Raw genomic sequence first — 19,184 nt, 5'->3', positions numbered from 1 at the left:
GTCATTGAAACATAAATGAAAGCAACGGCGCACCCCCTTGGACCATTTCGCTGCCGGAATCTCGGCATGACACGTTGCTTGTGTTGGCCAGGACACACTCAGTTGTTCGTCAGGAGGGCAACCGCACAAGGCGCTGGGTTTGCCCTACTGCAAGTGTAGGGAGGTGACCCATCGCAGGTCCCGTTGCCCAAATCCAAAATCCTGATACGGGTCAGTGTGACGGTTGCATGGGCCCGCATTGGCAATAGAACGCGCCGTACAGCGCGTAACGCGCTGGTTGACCCCAAGGACGGAGGTCATATGTTCAGCATCCGCATGTGTCGCAATAGCGTGGCAGCACTGCTGTTCACGATGTTTGCGATTCCCTCATTCTCCCAGTCGTTCATGGTTCAATGCCCGCCGACCACGCCGTCCCATCCAACGGCGCTGGCGGCCGGCGCCGGCGAGCCGCCGTACACGGGACCGTCCTTCACAGGCCAGACCTCGGCGTCGACCGGTGTCGTCAACGGTGCGATCAAGTGCCAGCAGATCTCGGGCGGCGACGGTTACGCGACGATGGCCAATGGCGTGCAGACATATCTGTTCGCTTTCGGGCCGCTGTCCGGCCTCGCCGACATCAAGGCCGGCCTGCCGGGCACGGAGTTCGCCTCGGTGTTCAACACCGTCGGCGACCCCAGAACGGATCCGACCTATAACGGCGCGGTCGGTCTCACGCCCGATCCGGAATCCGTTCCGCCTGGTCAGCTCACCGGCCATGTCGACCCGCGGCCGATCATGGACATTGGCGTGATGAACGGCAACGAGCCCGCGCCGATGATGGCGATCGACGAGGACGACGAGTTCTTCCTCACGCTGACCAACGTCGGCATGATCATGCGCCCCGACCTGTTCGAGAGGCATACGGTCCACTTCCACGGCTATCCGAACGCCTCGTCGTTCTATGACGGTGTGCCGGACGCCTCGGTCGCGATCAATATCGGCGCGAGCTTCACGTACTACTACCTCGCGCCGGATGCGGGCACCTACTTCTGGCACTGCCACATCACGCCGCCGGAGCACCTGCAGATGGGCATGGTCGGGCAGATCTTCGTGCGGCCGCGCCAGAACCGCGTGCCCGCAGGCCAGTCGCTGTACCAGTCGCTGGTGTCGCAGCAACAGGATCTGCGTACGCGGTGCGGTACCGACATCCTGTGCTCGACGCCGCTGCCGGCGCAGAACGGCGTGCTGCATGCGAACAACCTGAGCGGCACGCCCACGCTTTACGCCTACAACGACGGCGACGGCTCAACCGCCTACGACGTCGAGTATCCGGTGCAGATTCATGGCTTCGATCCGAATTTCCACTTCGTCGGCATGACGTTCAATCCGGAACCGTTCACCGACATGAAAGACAAGTTCTTCATGTTGAATGGCCGCAGCTACCCCGACACCGTGAATCCGAGTGCGCTTTCCACGCCCGCGTCGGACGGCGTGCCGCGTTTCTCACAACCGCTGCCGTCGCTGATCAATATTCCTGTTGGCGGCAAGGTGCTGCTGCGGATTTCCGATCTCGACGTCACCGAATATCAGACGCTCGCCTCGCTCGGCATTCCGATGCACGTGGTCGCCGTCAATGCGCGGCTGCTGCGCGACATGTCCGGCAACGACATGACCTACTACACGAACTCGATCACGCTCGGTGGCGGGGAGTCGCTCGATCTGATCCTCGACGCGAGCGACACGACGAAGTATCAGTCCGGGCAGGTCTTCTATCTGTACACGCCGAATCTGGATCATCTGGCGAACGACCAGGAAAACTTCGGAGGCCTGATGACCGAAGTGCACATCTGCAGGTCGGTGGACCCGAAAACGAAGGTCTGCACGCTATGAGACGCCTCTTGCAGTCGATGAAAACAGTTCACGGCTGACCCGCCATGGACTCGGCCAGAAAGTCCTGCACTTAGGAGAAGAGCCGTGGGACATATCACTTACCGCTTAGGAACCGCGACCCTCGCGCGCCTCGGACGGCTTGCACGGTTCGGCGTGGCGGCGCTCGCTGCGCTCTTCTACATGCCGGTGCATGCGGCCGCGCCCGGCATCACGGGCACGCATTTCGACCTGCGCGCCGAGGCGAACCGCATCACCCAGCCGGACGGCAATAGCGTCTATTCGTGGGGCTATGGCTGCAACACCGCGCCGGCCGGCTTTTCGCCGCCCAACATTGCCGGTGCGAACTGTCCCACCATGCAGATTCCCGGCCCGACGCTGATCGTCAACCAGGGCGACATCGTCACCGTGACGCTCACCAACAATCTGCCGGCGGCGGCGGGCAACACGTCGATTCTCTTTCCCGGCTTTGACGTATGCCTGGGCACCATCGATCCGACGACGAAGGTCTGCTCCGGCACGCCAACCGGCGTGCAGGGGCTGCTCACGCGCGAGGCGTCCCATACCGTCACGGTCACCTATAGCTTCGTTGCCGCCACACCCGGCACGCATGCCTACTACAGCGGCACGCAGGGCGATCTGCAGATCGAGATGGGCCTGTATGGCGCGGTCATCGTGCTGCCGACTTCGTCGCCCGGCACGCTCGCCGTACCGACTGGCTGCAACCCGATCCAGGGCGCGCGCAAGCTGCTCGACGGCCAGCCCGATTTCCGCAATGCCGCCGCGGCCTACAACCACAGCGCAGCGTGCTACGACCGCGAGTATCTGTTTCAGTTCTCCGAAGTGGATCCGCGCATTCATGCCCAGGCGGAGCAGCAGGCCAGCAACGCGTGCACGAATCCGACCGGCTGCATGACCGTGGAGACGGAACCCTATCACCCGGCGTACTTCATGGTGAACGGGCGCTCGATGCCGGACGACATGGACCCGAACTACGCGGCGCAGTATCCGAATCAGCCATACAACGGCAATCCGCACATGCACCCGGGCGAGCTGGTTCTGTTGCGGATCATCGGCACGGGCCGCTGGCAGCATCCGTTCCACGAGCACGGCAATCACGTGCGCGTGCTCGCGCGCGACGGCAACATGCTGCTCTCGAAGACCGACGCGACGAAGGTCGCCGGCCCGCTGCTGTTCACGACCACCACGACGCCGGGCCTTGCGATGGACGGGATTTTCTACTGGACGGGCAGGGGCCTGAACTGGGACGTCTACGGGCACTATCCCGGCGACGGCAGTGTTTGCATTCCGGACGCGAACGGCTACTACACGCAGGATCCGACGGCGCCGAACTACTACGAGTGGTGCGCGGACCACAACAAGGCGCTTGAAGCGCATCCGTTCGGCAAGGTGGGCAGCGGCGGCCCGGTCACGTTGCCCGACTCGCACGTGCTGACCAACGGCTTCTGGTACGGCGGCAGTCCTTATCTGGGACCGGACGCGACCATACGCGCGACCGCGCCCACGGGCACGACGCCGCCAAGCGGCACGGTGGTGAATCCGCCGCAAACGGAAGCCGGTTTTGCCTTCATGTGGCACTCGCACAACGAGCGCGAGATCACCACGAACAACATCTTCCCTGGCGGAATGATGATGATGATGCTCGTTGATCCGCAAGCGTTCCTGATCGACGAATCGAATTAGAGGCGGGGAGAACGGCGATGAGATCCACCACACTCAAGGCAAACCTGTTAGGTATGCTTAAGGTATCGATTGCGGCTTGCCTGCTGCTGGGCGCAAGCGAGATGGCATTTGCCCAGGCGACCGTCAATCTGACTGCGAAAGCCACCACTGCCGTGATGCCTGACGGACAGAGCGTGCCGATGTGGGGCTACGCTTGCTCGACGGCGGCCGTTGCGCCCGCCGCGTGTGCGGCCGCGAACCCCGGGGCGGGTACGAACTGGTCCCCCGTGGTGATCACGGTGCCGCCCGGGCAACTCACGATCAATCTCACCAACAGCCTGCCGGGCTCCGTGCCGACGTCGCTCGTGATCGTCGGGCAACTGGGCGGCGGTCTGGGCACGACGGCGACAAGCATGCCGAGCCCGACGCACCCCACCCAGACCGCGACCACGTGGCCGACCGCTGCGCCCGCGCCCGGCGGTGCGTCGTTTACGCCGCCGACACAAGTGGCCCGCGTGCAGTCGTTCTCGACCGAAGTGGCGCACGGCAGCACCACGGCGCTCTCATGGAACAACCTGAACCCCGGCACGTACCTGATCGAGTCGGGCACGCATCCGTCGATCCAGGGGCCGATGGGGCTGTATGGCGTGCTGGTGGTGAGAACGGCGGCAAACGGCACGACTCCGGCGCAAGCGTATCCGGGCGTCAGCTACGACACCGACGTGCCGCTCGTGCTGGGCGAAATCGATCCAGTGCAGAACACGGCGGTCGCCGCGGCGGTCGCGACCCCGGGCTTTAGCGAAACCATGGCCTGGTCCGCTCAGCCAGGCGGCTGTGGCGATTCGAAGTCGACCGCGTTTGGCACCTGCTATCCGCCCACGGTGAACTACGACCCGCGTTATTACCTCATCAACGGTGTCTCGTTCGACCGCACCAATCCGGGCGCTTCGACGTTCGCCGCGACGAGCGCCGCGACGACCGGGCCGATCATGCTTCGCTTTGTCAATGCGGGTCTGCGCATGCACGTGCCTGCCGTGGTGGGCGCGCAAACCGGCGCCTCACCGGTTTCCGGCTTCGCGTTGATCGCGGAGGACGGCAACCTGCTGCCCGGCAATCCGCGGGTCCAGTCGGAAGTGTTCATGTCTGCCGGCAAGACTTACGATGCGCTGGTGAACATGCCGGCGGCGAGCACATCCGCGCTGCCGGTGTTCGACCGCGAGCTGAGTCTGTCGACCAACAATGCGCGCGATGGCGGCATGCAGGGCTACATCAGCATCAACAACTCGAGTGCGGCTTCCGCTGCCGCCGTGGCGAACGCGACGGTCACCGGTTCCACCTATTTCTTCGTGCCCGGCAAGACGCTGACCGTGTCCGATCCGGCGAGAGGCGTGGCGGCGAAGGACGCCAATGTCTACGGCGTGCAGGTGAAGACTCCGCCCACCGGCGGCGCGCTCACGCTGAACCCCGACGGCACGTTCGTGTACACGCCGAATCCAGGCACGACGGCCGACAGCTTCCAGTATCAGGCGAACGGTAACCCGAACGCCGCTGCCACCGTGACGCTCACGGCGTGCACGTCCGGCAACGGCTGTCTGTCCGGGCCGCCCACGGCCGGCAACGCCGCTTATACGAGCAACATCGCTTCGCGCCTGCAGATCGCCGAGCCCGGCGTGCTCACGTACGCGAGCGATCCGAATGGACTACAGCTCACCGCGACGCTCGTCGGCACGCCGACCGGCGGCTCCGTTACGCTGAATCCGGACGGCTCGTTCACGGCTAGCCCGGCAACGGCGCCAATGGGCAGCACGGCGTCCGCCAGCGTGACGTTCCGGTACCAGGCGGTGAATGCGCAGAACACGGCGAGCAACACGGCGACCGTGACCGTGACGTTCAAGGGCGGCAGCGGACTCGTCGTCAACGTGCTGGATGCGCCCAGCACGCAACCGGGCAAAACGCCGGTGAAGATCAGCGACTACCGCTGGATCATCGAGGAAGACAGAACGTTCCAGATCGATCCGGCCTGCCAGGTGAATTCGTCCACGCGTCCGGCGACTTGCCCGCCGCTGCCGGTGCCGAGTCTTGGCGCGAACTTCCATACGAGCTACATGCCTGTGGTGGCGGCGGGCTGTGTCGGCGTCGCCGCATGCGAAGCGGGCCAGACGGTCTACGATCCCGCGAGCCAGACCCATAAACCAGCCGTGTGCGATATCGGCAACGGCGTGTGCCGGACAACGGCGGCGCAGCAGGTGCCGGTGGATCCGTCTCAAGTGGCGCTCGATCCGAAGAAGCGCTATTACATCTCGATCTTGCCGGGCAACGCCTACAACTCGTTCACGAACGGCGGCGGTGCGCCGCAGCCGGTCGATCCGTCCAACCCCACAGGTGCGCAGCGGCAGTTCGATATCTCCAAGGACTGTCCGACCGTTGCGAACTTCGCGCCGGGCACGGGCAAGTGCGGCAACGGCATGGGCGGCGCACCGATCTCGGCCGGCCAGACCTCGGTCAATGTGTTGCTGGAGGAAGCGCCATTCCCGACGGCGAAGGTTTCCGTGTTCGTGTTCGAGGACGATGCACCGCTGAACGGCGAAGTGGACGTGAGCGGCGGCACCGACACCTTCGGCTCGGCCCGCGAGCCGGGACTCGGCGGCTTCGAAATCAAGCTGTGGGACGACGCCGGCGGCAGCGGCAGCCCGACCGGACAGATGACCTACGACATGTTCAACATGCCGCTGTCCAATTCGCTGGCAGGCACGATCGATCCGGTCACCCAGCTCAACGCGTGCCCGATTTCGACGAACCCGGACGGCCTTGTCGGCATGATCCCGACCTGCCCGAAATACGAGTCGGACGGCAAGACGATATCGCCGCTCGTCGGTCAGGCCATCATCGCCAATCTGATGCCGGGCCGGTATGGCATTATCGCCACGCCCGCGGCCGACCGCATCTCACGAGGCGAGGAGTGGCTGCAGACGAACACGCTGGACGGGCAAAAGGCGCACGACTCGTTCATCAAGGTCGGCGGCCCGGCGTACTTCCAGGAGTTCGGGCCGGCGGGCTTCCATGTCTCGATCGGCTTTGCGAACCCGAAGATCGTCAACGCGCGGCTGCCTTTGCTGTGCGCCACCTCGACCTGCAACAACGGGCTCAAGGGCCGGGTGACGAACCTGCACTACAGCCGTCCGCCTGACGAGCACCTGTACGGCAGCCAGTCGCGCAAGCCGTTGAGCTTCACGCAGTGCTACGTGAGCGTGGGCGATCCGGACGGCGAAGACTACGCGTTCACCAAGTGCAACGCGGACGGCACGTTCAGCTTCTCGGGCCTGCCGGCCGGCATTACCCGCATCACGGTGTTCGACCAGTGGAACGACCAGATCGTCGACGGGCTCGCCTCGGCCGTGACGCTCGGAGGCGGCGCGGTGACGGACGCCGGCGATCTCGCGGTGCTGCAGTGGCAGACGAATCTCTATACGCGCACGTTCCTCGACACGAACGGCAACGGCATAGGAGATCCGAGCAAGCCAGGGCTCGCGCTGCTGTCGACCAACATCCGCTTCCGCGACGGCAGCTATTCGGATTTCAACAACACGGACATGAACGGCTACGCGTCGTTCAACGAAGAGTTCCCGTTGTTCAACTGGTACGTCGTCGATACCGACCAGACCCGCTTCAAGCAGACTGGCGTGCACGTCGTCTATGACGCGGGCGGTCCGCCCGACGGCACGCCGGGCGGCGGCAAGTCGACCATCGCCGCGAACTACGCGAACACGCTGGAATCGATCCATCTGCCAACGAACCTGCGGGTGCCGGGCGCGGTGTACTGCAACGACGCGGACTGCAACGACCGCTCGGGCTCGAGTCCTTCGACTGGCCGTGTCGATCCGCCGTGGGTGACCACCATGGGCTGGCAGGGCTTCTCGGGCCAGAGCTCGTTCATCGAGTTCGGCAAGGCGCAGTTCGCGCCGAACGAGAATGGCGGCATCCACGGCGAAGTCATCTACGCTTCGACGCGCCCGTTCGACGATCCCACGTTGCTGATTCACACGAAGTGGACGCCCGACGTGCCGAACGTCACGGTGAACCTGTACCAGGAAGGCGTTGCGGCCGACGGTTCCACGAGCCTGAAACTCGTCGACTCGACGAAGACCGCGAGCTGGGACGACTGGGCCCAGGGTTTCCGTTCGGACGGCATTCCGAACATGAACTGCCCGGGCCAGAGCACGAGCGATCCATTCTTCTTCACGCTGCAGAACACGAAGATGTGGCTCGACCCGCAGCAGCGCGCGCTGCCGAACAATTCGCAGTTCAAGTGCTATGACGGCATGCACGTGTTCAACCAGGTGCAGCCGGCACCGTACGACGGCATGTACCAGTTCCCGAGCGTGACGAGCCGCAACCCGCAAACCGGCTTGCCGACCGGCACGAATTGCACGATCTGCCAGGCGAATCCCACCAAGGACGGCACGCAGATGCTGCCCCCCGGCAAGTATGTGGTCGAGATCATCGTGCCGCCGGGCTACGAACTCGTGAAGGAGGAGGACAAGAACATCCTGATCGGCGATAACTACATCGCGCCGGTCACGCAGCAGTTCGGCGGCATCGGCGACATTTTCATCCTGCCCGACCAGGCCGCGATGAACTCCACGTACAACCAGAACAACGCGCAGAATCCGACCACGAATCTCGGCTCCACGCCGCACGGCGAAGGCGACACCGGGTCGGTCGAACGCTTCTGGCCGTGTGTGGGCGAGCTGCGCATTGTTCCGGACTACATCAGCCTGTTCCCGGGCTCGCAGGAGGTCTCGCCGTTCGCGGGGGCTTCGAGGAATCTGTGCGACCGCAAGGAGGTGGAACTCACCGACCAGAGCTCGGTGCTCGCGAAGTTCTGGATCTTCAGCTCGACGCACGTTGCCGCGCACTACACCGGCTTCATGCTGGACGACTTCTCGTCGGAGTTCGATCCGTACTCGCCGCAGTTCGGCGAAAAGTTCGCAGTACCGAACGTGCCGGTGTCGTTCAAGGACTTCGCGGGCAACGAAATCTCGCGCACCTATTCGGACCAGTGGGGCATCTTCAACGGGCTGACCTACTCGACCTGGGAAGTCAATCCGCCGAACCCGACGGGCTACGCGCCGACGATGATGGTCGCCTGCATGAACGACCCGTACATGCCCGACCCGGCGCACTCGGGCCAGACCATCAAGGACCCGCTTTACAACCCGGCATACAGCCAGTTCTGCTACGAGATTCCGTTCATGCCCGGACAAACGCAGTACATGGATACGCCGGTGGTGCCCGTTGCGGCGTTCGCGGACGGGTATAACCAGGTCGACTGCGCCTATCCGGACGGCACGCCGGGCATTGCGAGCGTGACCGGCGACGCGATTTCCGGCAACACGTCCGCGGGCAGCAACGGCGGCGCGGGCCCGTGGGTCAGCGCACCCTTGAAGACGCTGACGATCACGTCGGTCGGCCAGCAGCAGGTGCCGAACCATGCCTACACCGGCCCGAGCGCAACCAACGCGCCGTTCAACCAGAAGTTCATCACGCGCAACTACGGCTTCGGCGCGCAGCGGGGCGCCGTGACGATCGGGGGCATACCGGCGCTCGTGACATCGTGGAGCGACGCGAAGATCACGGTGGTCGTGCCGCCGCTGATCGGCGCCGGCGGGGCCTGCACGATCCAGCAGCGCGGGGTGGCAACGCCTACCCAGTGCGGCGAGCTCGTCGTGACCTCGGCCAGCGGCAAGCGCTCGATCGACGCGGTCACCGTGACGGTCGGCGGCAAGGCGCCTACCTACGTGGGCGGCGAGAACACCGCGGGCAACGCGATCCAGGCCGCGATCGACCACGCCACTTCGGGCGACATGATCGTCGTCGGCCCGGGCACCTACAAGGAGATGCTGCTCATGTGGAAGCCGGTGCGGCTGCAGGGCGTGGGTGCCACGTCCGTCACGATCGACGCGAATCCGCATCCGTCGGGCAAGCTCGACCCGTGGCGCAGGCAAGTAGGATGCCTGTTCGGCGACGCACTGAACGGCGCCTTGATCTCGGCGGGCAATCCGTACGATCCGACCGGCACGTACAGTTGCCTCGCCTCGATGCAGCGCAAGATCGACGGCATCCCGTTCGAGCCGACTGCCGGCTGGGATTTCAACCTCAACGGCAACCTTGCGGAGACGCTGATCGAGCCGACGCTGATGGGCGCGTACGAAGGCGCGGCCATTACCGTGCTCGGCAAGGGCGTGAAGGACGTGCTCGTGGGCGGTGTGCTGACACAGGACCAGAATTGCGTCGCGAACGGTATCTGCACGCCGCTGACCAACAGCGCCGCGGACTGCAATACCTATCAGAGCAACTTCCTGTGCAACCCGTCGCGCATCGACGGCATGTCGTTCACGAACAGCTCGCAAGGCGGCGGCGGTATCTACCTGCACGGCTGGAACCACTACACGGAGGTGTCGAACAATCGCGTCTTCTCGAACGCGGGAACGCTCACGGGCGGCATTATCGTCGGCCAGGTCGAAGTGCCCGACGGCACGATCGCGGGGGACAACGTGACCCAGTTGCCGTTCCTGTACAACGCCCACGTCAACGTGCATAACAACCAGGTCACGTCGAACGCTTCGTACGGCGACGAGATCAATTCGACCACGCCGTCTTCGGCCGGCGGGGTGTCGTTCTGCTCGGGCGCCGACTATTACAGGTTCAACTACAACTGGGTTTGCGGCAACATCAGCAGCGGCGATGGCGGCGGTGTCGCGCACTTCGGTTTCAGCTACAACGGCGACCTGTCGCACAACTGGATCCTGTTCAATCAGAGCAACAACCCGACGCTGCCGACGTACGGCGGCGGGCTGATCGTTCAGGGTGTGCCGCCGGATGGCACCTTCTGCGAGAACGCGACCGAGGACGTCGACTGCGCGCCGCAGCTCTCGGACGGCGCAGGCCCGGGCATCACGATCGACGGCAACCTGATCATCGGCAATACGGCGGAAAGCGGCAAGGGCGGCGGCCTGCGGCTGCAGAACGTCAACGGCACCGATGTGCAACGCAGTCCGAACAACAGCGCAAGCTGGTACCGCGTGAACGTGACGAACAACATCATCGCGAACAACGTGGCGGGCTGGGCAGGCGGTGGCGTGTCGCTGCAGGATGCGGTGGCCGTGAGCTTCATCAACAACACGGTCATCTCCAACGACACGACCGCCACGGCCGGCGTGCTGTTCAACACCGCCGCTGCGACTCAGGCCAATGTTGGGCCGCCGAACTGCACGACCTCCGGTTCGGAAACGACCTGCCAGCCGACCACGACGTCGCAGTACGAGCCGGCCGGGCTCGAGACCGCGCGCCATACGCAGAATCTGGTGGCGGCATTCACCAACCTGGGCGTGACGTGTCCAGCCGGCCACCCGAGCTGCACGACGTTCTCGAACCCGGTGCTCACGAATGACCTGTTCTGGCAGAACCGCACGTTCTACATCACAGTGGGAGGACTCGATCCGGGCATTGCCGGGCTGCAGAACGTCGTCACGCTGGTCCCGACGCTGAATCAGGCCGGGCAGGCCACGGGCTACTGCGATCCGAAGGCGGTCTACTGGGACATCGGCGCGTTCGGCGACACCGGGGCCGCCAACCACGGCTCGGGCCTGACGATGAACCCGCGCTACTCGATCCTGACCGACGCCGGCGACTATCCGAACGCGAACAACAGCGGATCGAATCCGACCGTCGTGCATCAGTACTGCAACGGTTCGCGTGTGCCGCCGGAGGCGGGCGGCATCGGCATCACGGTGCCACCGGGCATTGCGGACACGGTGCTGCCGAATCCGTTGTTCAGCCTGCTGCCGTCGGCAACGCCGGACGAGGGCAACAACTGGATCAACATGGCGTACGGTCCGCTGTCGCTGTTCAACGAGGCGAGCACGGGCACGCAACTGAACGTGCTGCTCGGGAACTACACGATCCCGGGCACCTCGCCGGCGCTCAACCATGCCACGGCGGCGGGCGCACCGAATCGCGACATCTTCGGCACGCCGCGGCCGCAGCTGGGGGCCTACGACATCGGCGCAGTGGAGTTCGTGCGGCCCGGCACGCTTGCCTCGCAGCCGTACCCGCTTGCGCTGGGGGTCAACAACCCGGTGACGCTGCTCGGCTTGCTGCAGGGGATCTTGCCGGCCGCCACGACGACTGCGCCTGCCACGCCCGCACCGGCGGCACCGGCGGGTGCGAAGACGCTGGGAGCGTTGCCGTGAGCGGGCGCAGCCTCCGGCCGCCGCGGGCAGTGTTGATTGCCGGCGCTGTGTGCCTCGCCGCGGCCTGGCTGCAGCCGGCCGCGGGCGAGGAAAGCGCGAACGCGGCGCACAAGCCAGCGGGAGCGGCGGCGAAGCAGTCGCCGTACTCGCCGGCGAGCCTGCCGCAGCGCGCGAAGGGGTACTACGAGCTGGCACAGGGTATCGACCACCTGAGCGTGCGCCGCACGGCCTCGGGCAACCTGATCCGCTTCAGCTATCGCGTGACGGACCCGGTAGCGGCGCGGCCGCTCGGCGAAAAGACCGCGACGGCGTTGATGTTCGGGCGAACGAGCCATGCGCTGCTCGAAATCCCGGTGATGGACAAGGTCGGCGCGCTGCGCCAGAGCGGCCCGCTGGAAACCGGTCAGGAGTACTGGATGGTGTTTTCGAACAAGGGTGGAGTGATCAAGGCCGGAGAGCGTGTCGACGTTTTCGTGGGGTCGTTTCACGTCGACGGGCTGATAGTCCAATGATTGCGCAACCGCTTTGCGTGCGCAGATAAAGAGGAGATGACTCATGAACCGCTTTCTTTCGCTGGCAATCCAGACCGCGTCGGTGGCGACCCTTCTGGCGAGCGCTCCCGCCGCGCTTGCGGGGTCTTCTGCGGCAAGCGCGCAGACGGCGGGAGCGGCGCATATGGGCGCGGCGCAGATCGTCGAGCGCAACGCCGCGGCACGCGGCGGCCTGCAGGCATGGCACGCGGTCAACACGATGACGATGTCTGGGCAGCTCGAGGCGGGCGGCACGAAGAACACCAGGCTGCCATTCACGATGACGCTCAAGCGCCCGCGCAAGAGCCGCATCGAGGTCCGCTTCAACGACCAGACGGCATTCCAGGTCTACGACGGCGCACAGGGCTGGAAGGTCAGACCGTTCCTCGGCCGCAACGAAGTGGAGCCGTACTCGCCCGCGGAGGCCAAAGCGGCCGCATCGTGGGCCGAGCTGGACGGTCCGCTCATGGACTCTGCGGCAACGGGCACGAGGGTCGACGTGCAAGGCATGGAAATGGTCGAAGGCCACCGCGCGTACGTGTTGAAGCTGACGATGAAAGACAACACGTCGCGCCGCGTATGGGTCGATGCGTCCAGCTTTCTCGAACTGAAGATGGACGGGGACGCGCGCAAGCTCGACGGCAAGATGCACAACGTCGCCATCTTCTATCGCGACTACCGCAAGGAGGGCGGTCTCGTCATGCCGCATACGCTCGAGACGGTAGTCATCGGTGCGAGAGGCTCGCACAAGCTGATCGTCGATAAGGTCACGCTGAACGCCCCGGCGGACGACACGCTTTTTGCCAAGCCGCAGCTCACGGTGGCGAAAGTGACGCACCCGGCGCCGGGCGTCGGCGCCAACCCGGTTCTGAGCCCGAGCTCGCACGCGGCGGCGAGCCCTGGCGCCAGTCCCAATGCAAGCGCGAACGCCGGCGCTCACCCGAGCCCACGCCAGAGCGCAAGCCACTAGCCAGCGGGCGCCCCGATGAGGTTCACGGCCATGAAACCAGTCGCAGTATGGGTGCTCGCCGGCAGCGTTGCGGCGGTCGTGTTCGCGGGCGAGCAACTACCCGCGCGGGACCTGAGCGTCGATCAGATTGTCGAGAAGAACGTCGAAGCGCGTGGCGGTCTCGACGCCTGGCGCAAAGTCCAGACCATGATCTGGTCCGGCCACGTAAATAGCGCCAATGCGCCTGCACCGGATCTGCCATTCGTCCTCGCCATGAAGCGCCCGAACAAGACACGCTTCGAGGTCACGGTGTACAACCAGAAGTCGGTGCGCGTATTCGACGGCAAACAAGGGTGGAAACTGGGCCCGAACGGCATGGGCAGCGCCACGCCGCGTCCGTACTCGATGGATGAGGCGACGTCCGCACGCGACGAGCAGGTGATCGACGGGCTCTTGATCGACCATCAAGCGAAGGGTGTCGCGGTCACGCTCGAGGGCACCGATCAGGTGGGCGGCCGCGATACGTATCGTCTCGCCGCGAAGCTGCCTTCCGGCGTGACCCGCCACGTGTGGATCGACGCGCAAACCTTTCTCGACGTACGGGTCGACCACCAGGTGCGCACGCCGCTCGGGCAAACGGTCGTGGTGCTGGTGGATTACAGCGACTTCAGGAGCGTCGAGGGGTTGCAAATACCGCTGGAGATCGAAAGCGGCGCAGCGGCGTCCGACAACAAGGACAAGCTGACGATCGACAAGGTGTCGCTCAATCCGGCGCTCGACGATGGCCTCTTCACGCGACCCGCGCCGCCGCAGATGCATCGCAAATCGGTTTCAATCGACGTCGATGCTTCACCGGCGCTGCCTGGCGCCGGACAGCCGTTGCCCTGACCATGAAGCGCGCGGCAAGCAGGCCACGAGGCCGGGCATGGACACCTTCGCTGGCGTGGCGAGGGTTGGCTCCTTGCGCGCGGCTCGTCGCGCTACTCGTCACGCTGCTCGCCGCGCTGATCGTGCCAGTGGGCGAAGCGCGTTGCGCCCCGGTGGCGCAGTCGATCGAATCGGGCAGCGCAGGTGAGGCCCTCTACCAGCAGGGCATCCTCAGTTCGGGCGAACCGCTCGAGGCGATGCACGAGGGGGGCGTGCACCTGCAAGGCGCAGCCGCGGCCTGCGTGAACTGCCATCGCCGCAGCGGCCTGGGCGCGCGGGAGGGCAACAGCAGCATCCCGCCGATCACGTGGCGCTACCTCGTCGAGCCGCGCGCGCAAAACCCGGAAGATACCGACTTGCCGTATGTTCCCGGCATGCGCGCCGAGCGCGAACCATACACCGATGCGACGATCGCGCGAGCCATTCGCGAAGGGATCGACTCGGAAGGCAAGCCGCTGAGCAGCCTGATGCCGCAATACGCGCTGAACGACGCCGATATGCAGGCGCTGATCGGCTATCTGAAACACCTCGATCGGCACAGGCCAACTGGCGTAACGGATACCGTGTTGCACTTCGCGACGATCGTCACGCCCGATGCTGATCCGGTCAAGCGCGCGGGCATGCTCGATGTGCTCACGCACTACTTCGCCGACAAGAACGTCTTTCCACTCGGTGCGGTGCCGCCGCTGCGTTCGTCGCGCAAGATGATGTTCATGGTGAATCGCCGGTGGGAGCTGCACGTCTGGGAGCTTAAAGGTCCGCCGGACACCTGGCGCGGCCAGCTTACGCAGTTTCTCGCCCGGCAGCCCGTGTTCGCCGTGGTGTCGGGTATCGGAGGCAAGAACTGGGCGCCGATTCACGACTTTTGCGAGCAGGAGGCGGTGCCGTGCCTCTTTCCCAACGTGGAAGTGCCGGTCGAAACCGATCACGATTTCTACTCCGTGTACTTCTCCAAAGGCGTGCTGCTCGAATCGGGCCTGATCGCGGCGCGCATCGTCGATGAAGCCGGGGCGCGGCAGGCGCAGGGAACGAAAGACGCAAAAGCGCTGCACGTCTGGCAGGTCTATCGTGCCGGCGACAACGGCGAGCGCGGCGCGCAAGCGCTTGCCACGGCGCTGAAAGCTCACGGCATGGCGGTGTCGGACCGCGCGCTTGCCCCCGGCGAGAGCGTGGCGCACGCCATGCAAGGCATACCGCGCGCAGACGTGCTCGTGCTGTGGCTGCGTCCACCGGACGTCGCGGCGCTTGCGCGCATCCCCCCGGCGACACATACCGTGTTCATGTCGGGCCTCATGGGCGGGCTCGACGGCACCCCCTTGCCGGCGAGCTGGCGCGGCGTCACGCGCCTCGCGTACCCGTTCGATTTGCCGGAAGGGCGGCGCGTGCGCGTCGACTATGCGTTCGGCTGGTTCTCGATCAGACAGATTCCGATGGTGGCTCCCCAGGTGCAGGCAGACACGTATCTTGCCTGTGGTCTGCTCGCTGAGACGCTGAGCCATATGGTCGATGCGTTCGTGAGGGACTACCTGGTGGAGCGCATTCAGGACATGCTCGAACGCCGCATCCTGACGGGTTACTATCCGCGCCTGACGCTGGCGCCGGGGCAGACATTCGCGTCCAAAGGCGGCTATATCGTCCGCTTTGCCGGGCCGGATCACATCAATCTCGTGGCCGACGGGGACTGGATCGTGCCGTGAGGTCAATTGCGTGTGACAGGAACGTGTCACGCGCCTTCAAGCTCATGTATTGATTAATTAACATACCGAAGGAATTTTTCGCGCGCAGCTTCGTTTCGAAGAGGCCGCGGCGCTCAATGCTGTGCGCCAAACGATGAACGGGCAATTGACACACCGCGACATCTAGCGCAACGCCTACCGGAAGAGGAGGGCATTAACCCATGCCGATCCGGATTGCGCGTTTGCACAATGAAGTTATCGCGTGAGGTACGAGAGGTTCATCGTGAACGCAGCCATGGCAAGAACACGTGTCAGCCATGCAGCATTTCACAACTTGCTGCGCGGCGGCTGGATAGTCGCCTTAACCATGCTGGCATTGCTGCAGGCAAGCACCGCATACGCGTTGCCGATCTTCGCGCGCCAAACCGGGCAAAGTTGCGTGGCCTGCCACGCCGGAGGGCAATTTCCTGAGCTCACGCCTTATGGGCGAATGTTCAAGCTCACCGGCTACACGCTTGGCGAGCGCACGATCCCGATCGCCGCCATGGCAGTCGGCGATCTGAGCCAGACGAGGGTCAACAACGACGCGAGCGGCAATATCATCAACCCGAAGAACGGCCTGCCCATATTCGACTTTGCGAGCATTTTCCTCGCCGGCAAGATCACCGACAAGATCGGCGCGTTCGCGCAGTTCACCTATACGAACTATGACCATCAGAATGGCGTGACGAACAAATGGGAAGGCCACTGGGGGTCCGACAATACCGACATCCGGTTCGTGGACCGGATCATCGGGGAGGCGAACGATCTCATCCTCGGCGTGACGGTGCACAACAATCCGACCGTGCAGGACGTCTGGAACTCCGCGCCGGCATGGGGCTATCCGTACATCGCCTCGACGATCAGTCCGGTTGCCTCAATTCCGAGTTTGCCGGTCATTGAGGGCAGCCTTGCGTCGCAGGTGGCAGGCGTTGGCGGCTATCTGTACTGGAACAAAACGGTCTATGCCGAACTGACCGCGTACAGCACGGCCGACGGCATCTGGTCGTTCATGAGTCACGGCAGTGCAGAAGGGAACTCGGCTCACCCGCAAACGTATCTGCGCGGCTACAACCCGTACGCGCGCATTGCGTTGACGAAAGACTGGGGGCCCCATAGCGCAATGGTCGGCGCGTTCCTGTTGAACGTGAACATCTATCCGAACGACTCGAACCAGTTCCCGATCTTCACACAGGGCGTAACGCGCTTTCGCGACTACGGCATGGACGCGCAGTACGAGTACCTGCTCGAGCCGCACACGATCACCGCACAGGCCCGCTATGTGCGTGAGAACATCCACGATCCGAACAATTTCGTCCTCGGCGACAGCACGTCGGGAAACCTCGATTCGCTGAGACTCAAGGCATCGTACGTCTACCAGGCCAAGTACGGTGTCAGTCTTTCGTTCTTCAATACGACAGGCAGTCCCGACAGCGTAGCCTACGCGGGTAGCGCGAACTTTCACACGAACACGCAGGGCTGGATGCCTGAAATATTCTGGATACCGAATCAACGTATCAGGATAGGCTTGCAATATACGCATTACACCAAGTTTCTCGGCGCCACGTCCAATTACGACGGCGCCGGGCGCAACGCGAGAGACAACGACACGCTATTCATCTATCTGTGGGCCGCTTCGTGGTGATGCTCCACGCGCTGTTGCCTGTGCGTCGAAGTGGCTGCGCTTTGACGCGCAGCGCACGAAGTACAGATACAGAGACTGCAGCAAGGAGGTTGGCAACATGGAAAAAATGGCGCAATTCGTTTCCATCGCAATGCTGCTGGCCGGGTCGGCCTGCCAGGACCTGGAGCATTCGCGGCAGGTCGACAACCCGCAGGTTCCGGGGAAAACGATCGCCTTGCAGGTGTGCTCGAACTGTCACGGTGTAAACGGCGTTTCCGTGTCGCCTAGCTTTCCGAAGCTCGCCGGGCAACAAAAGGAATACCTGGTCGATCAACTGACGGACTTCAAGACTCACTCGCGAGCCGATCCGAACGCGCAGCGTTTTATGTGGGGCTTCACGCATTTGACCGACACACAGATCGACGAGCTTGCCACCTATTTTTCGAGTCAATCCGTGGTTCTCGGCGATGCGGGCAAACTCGATCTCATCAACGAAGGCAAGGCGATCTATCATTCGGGCCTGCCTGACAAGGGCGTCGCGGCGTGCGTTGCGTGCCACGGGCAGCATGGCGAAGGCATGAATCAGTTTCCCCGGCTCGCGGGCCAGCACGCGGACTACGTCATGAAGCAACTGGAGGTGTTCCAGCAAACCGACACCCGGCCTCGCGGTGCAGCCATGAAGGCGGTGTGCGCCAACATGTCGGACCGGGACATGCGTGCGGTGGCGGCGTTCGTTGAGGTGTTTCCGCCAGAAGAGGCGGTATCCGCCAGCCCGCCAGGCAATCAATGAGGCGGCAGCGTTGCACGTGGCGCCGCTTGCGCTCAACGGCTTTGGTGCCCGCCTCCTCATCGGGCATCTTTCATGGTGCGCCGTCCCCCCCGGAGCGGGCACCCTTTTTATGCCCGGCGGCAGGCGCTGCGCCATGCTGTCTGCTTCGTCATTGAATGGTGAATGCCATGAAATCAGGCTCATCTTCAGCCGATGCCGCGGTGCCACTTCCAGCGGCACTGCATCGATCCAGGCCCGCGCGCAGCGCGAGTCAAACGAGCGTGCTGGACGACGAGCGTCCCTTCATGAGGCGTCTCGACGCCCCTGACTGGCTGTTTGCCCTCGCCGTGGTTGCGGGCGCGGCCTTTGCTCTGTCGCGCTACCAGGCGCACATGAACGACTACGACAAGCTGGTGCTCTGCGGCACCACGCCGGCGCTCGTCGTGCTGGGCTGGCGCTGGAAGCCGGCGCGCCTGTTGATCGCCGGGATCGCGGCGCTGTCGTTGTTCGCAATCCAGCTGTATCACGGTGATCTGTCGCGCGCCGACAGCACGTTTTTCCTGAAGTATTTCCTGTCCAGCCAGTCGGCCATCCTGTGGATGAGCGCGCTGTTCGTGCTCGCCACGCTGTTCTACTGGATCGGCCTGCTCTCGCGTTCGCCCTCGGGCGGCTCGATCGGCTCGAAGCTCACGTGGGCGGCGGTGCTCATGGGCTTCGTCGGCCTGATGGCGCGCTGGTACGAGTCCTACCTGATCGGCGCGGACGTCGGCCACATTCCCATTTCGAATCTGTATGAAGTGTTCGTGTTATTCAATCTGATCACGGCGCTCTTCTACCTCTATTACGAGCAGCACTACGACACGCGCGCA

General features: G+C 64.2%; 9 protein-coding genes and 1 pseudogene. All 10 read left to right on the top strand.

Features of this window, described 5'->3' with window-relative positions; all coding sequences use genetic code 11:
• The first annotated feature begins 300 nt into the window (after window positions 1–300).
• On the top strand, window positions 301–1,869 hold the full coding sequence (locus U5A52_RS19210; protein WP_321910896.1) for a multicopper oxidase family protein: 1,569 nt from the start codon (window positions 301–303) through the stop codon (window positions 1,867–1,869).
• 84 nt (window positions 1,870–1,953) lie between these two features.
• Window positions 1,954–3,570 carry a multicopper oxidase domain-containing protein gene (locus U5A52_RS19205; RefSeq protein WP_415774023.1) on the top strand — a complete coding sequence of 539 codons (1,617 nt, stop codon included), beginning with the start codon at window positions 1,954–1,956 and terminating at the stop codon, window positions 3,568–3,570.
• A gap of 17 nt (window positions 3,571–3,587) precedes the next feature.
• Window positions 3,588–11,801, top strand: a complete 8,214-nt coding sequence (locus tag U5A52_RS19200) for an Ig-like domain-containing protein (protein ID WP_321935832.1) — start codon at window positions 3,588–3,590, stop codon at window positions 11,799–11,801.
• On the top strand, window positions 11,798–12,313 hold the full coding sequence (locus U5A52_RS19195; protein ID WP_321910893.1) for a hypothetical protein: 516 nt from the start codon (window positions 11,798–11,800) through the stop codon (window positions 12,311–12,313). The genes U5A52_RS19200 and U5A52_RS19195 overlap by 4 nt, the downstream gene beginning before the upstream one ends.
• 43 nt (window positions 12,314–12,356) lie before the next feature.
• Window positions 12,357–13,301, top strand: a complete 945-nt coding sequence (locus tag U5A52_RS19190) for an outer membrane lipoprotein-sorting protein (protein WP_321935831.1) — start codon at window positions 12,357–12,359, stop codon at window positions 13,299–13,301.
• 30 nt (window positions 13,302–13,331) lie between these two features.
• Complete coding sequence (locus U5A52_RS19185; RefSeq protein ID WP_321935830.1) at window positions 13,332–14,168, top strand: hypothetical protein; 837 nt, start codon at window positions 13,332–13,334, stop codon at window positions 14,166–14,168.
• A 2-nt stretch (window positions 14,169–14,170) separates the two neighbouring features.
• Window positions 14,171–15,904 carry a c-type cytochrome gene (locus U5A52_RS19180; protein WP_321935829.1) on the top strand — a complete coding sequence of 578 codons (1,734 nt, stop codon included), beginning with the start codon at window positions 14,171–14,173 and terminating at the stop codon, window positions 15,902–15,904.
• A gap of 469 nt (window positions 15,905–16,373) precedes the next feature.
• Window positions 16,374–17,567 carry a cytochrome C gene (locus U5A52_RS19175; protein WP_321910891.1) on the top strand — a complete coding sequence of 398 codons (1,194 nt, stop codon included), beginning with the start codon at window positions 16,374–16,376 and terminating at the stop codon, window positions 17,565–17,567.
• A 97-nt stretch (window positions 17,568–17,664) separates the two neighbouring features.
• Entirely contained in the window at window positions 17,665–18,336 is a 672-nt protein-coding gene (locus tag U5A52_RS19170; protein ID WP_321910888.1) for a c-type cytochrome, read from the top strand.
• Window positions 18,337–18,503: 167 nt separating this feature from the next.
• A pseudogene (locus U5A52_RS19165) lies at window positions 18,504–19,184 on the top strand (c-type cytochrome biogenesis protein CcsB); the annotation flags it as partial.

This window comes from Paraburkholderia sp. J8-2 (assembly GCF_905220195.1).
Lineage (GTDB): Bacteria > Pseudomonadota > Gammaproteobacteria > Burkholderiales > Burkholderiaceae > Paraburkholderia.
This window is presented reverse-complemented; position numbering and strand designations above follow the sequence as displayed.

Bases quoted from the DNA above. Each gene is read 5' to 3' on its own strand.
- U5A52_RS19180 (WP_321935829.1), top strand. From the start codon at position 14,171: ATGAAGCGCGCGGCAAGCAGGCCACGAGGCCGGGCATGGACACCTTCG.
- U5A52_RS19200 (WP_321935832.1), top strand. From the start codon at position 3,588: ATGAGATCCACCACACTCAAGGCAAACCTGTTAGGTATGCTTAAGGTA.
- U5A52_RS19190 (WP_321935831.1), top strand. From the start codon at position 12,357: ATGAACCGCTTTCTTTCGCTGGCAATCCAGACCGCGTCGGTGGCGACC.
- U5A52_RS19170 (WP_321910888.1), top strand. From the start codon at position 17,665: ATGGAAAAAATGGCGCAATTCGTTTCCATCGCAATGCTGCTGGCCGGG.
- U5A52_RS19175 (WP_321910891.1), top strand. From the start codon at position 16,374: ATGTTCAAGCTCACCGGCTACACGCTTGGCGAGCGCACGATCCCGATC.
- U5A52_RS19210 (WP_321910896.1), top strand. From the start codon at position 301: ATGTTCAGCATCCGCATGTGTCGCAATAGCGTGGCAGCACTGCTGTTC.
- U5A52_RS19185 (WP_321935830.1), top strand. From the start codon at position 13,332: ATGAAACCAGTCGCAGTATGGGTGCTCGCCGGCAGCGTTGCGGCGGTC.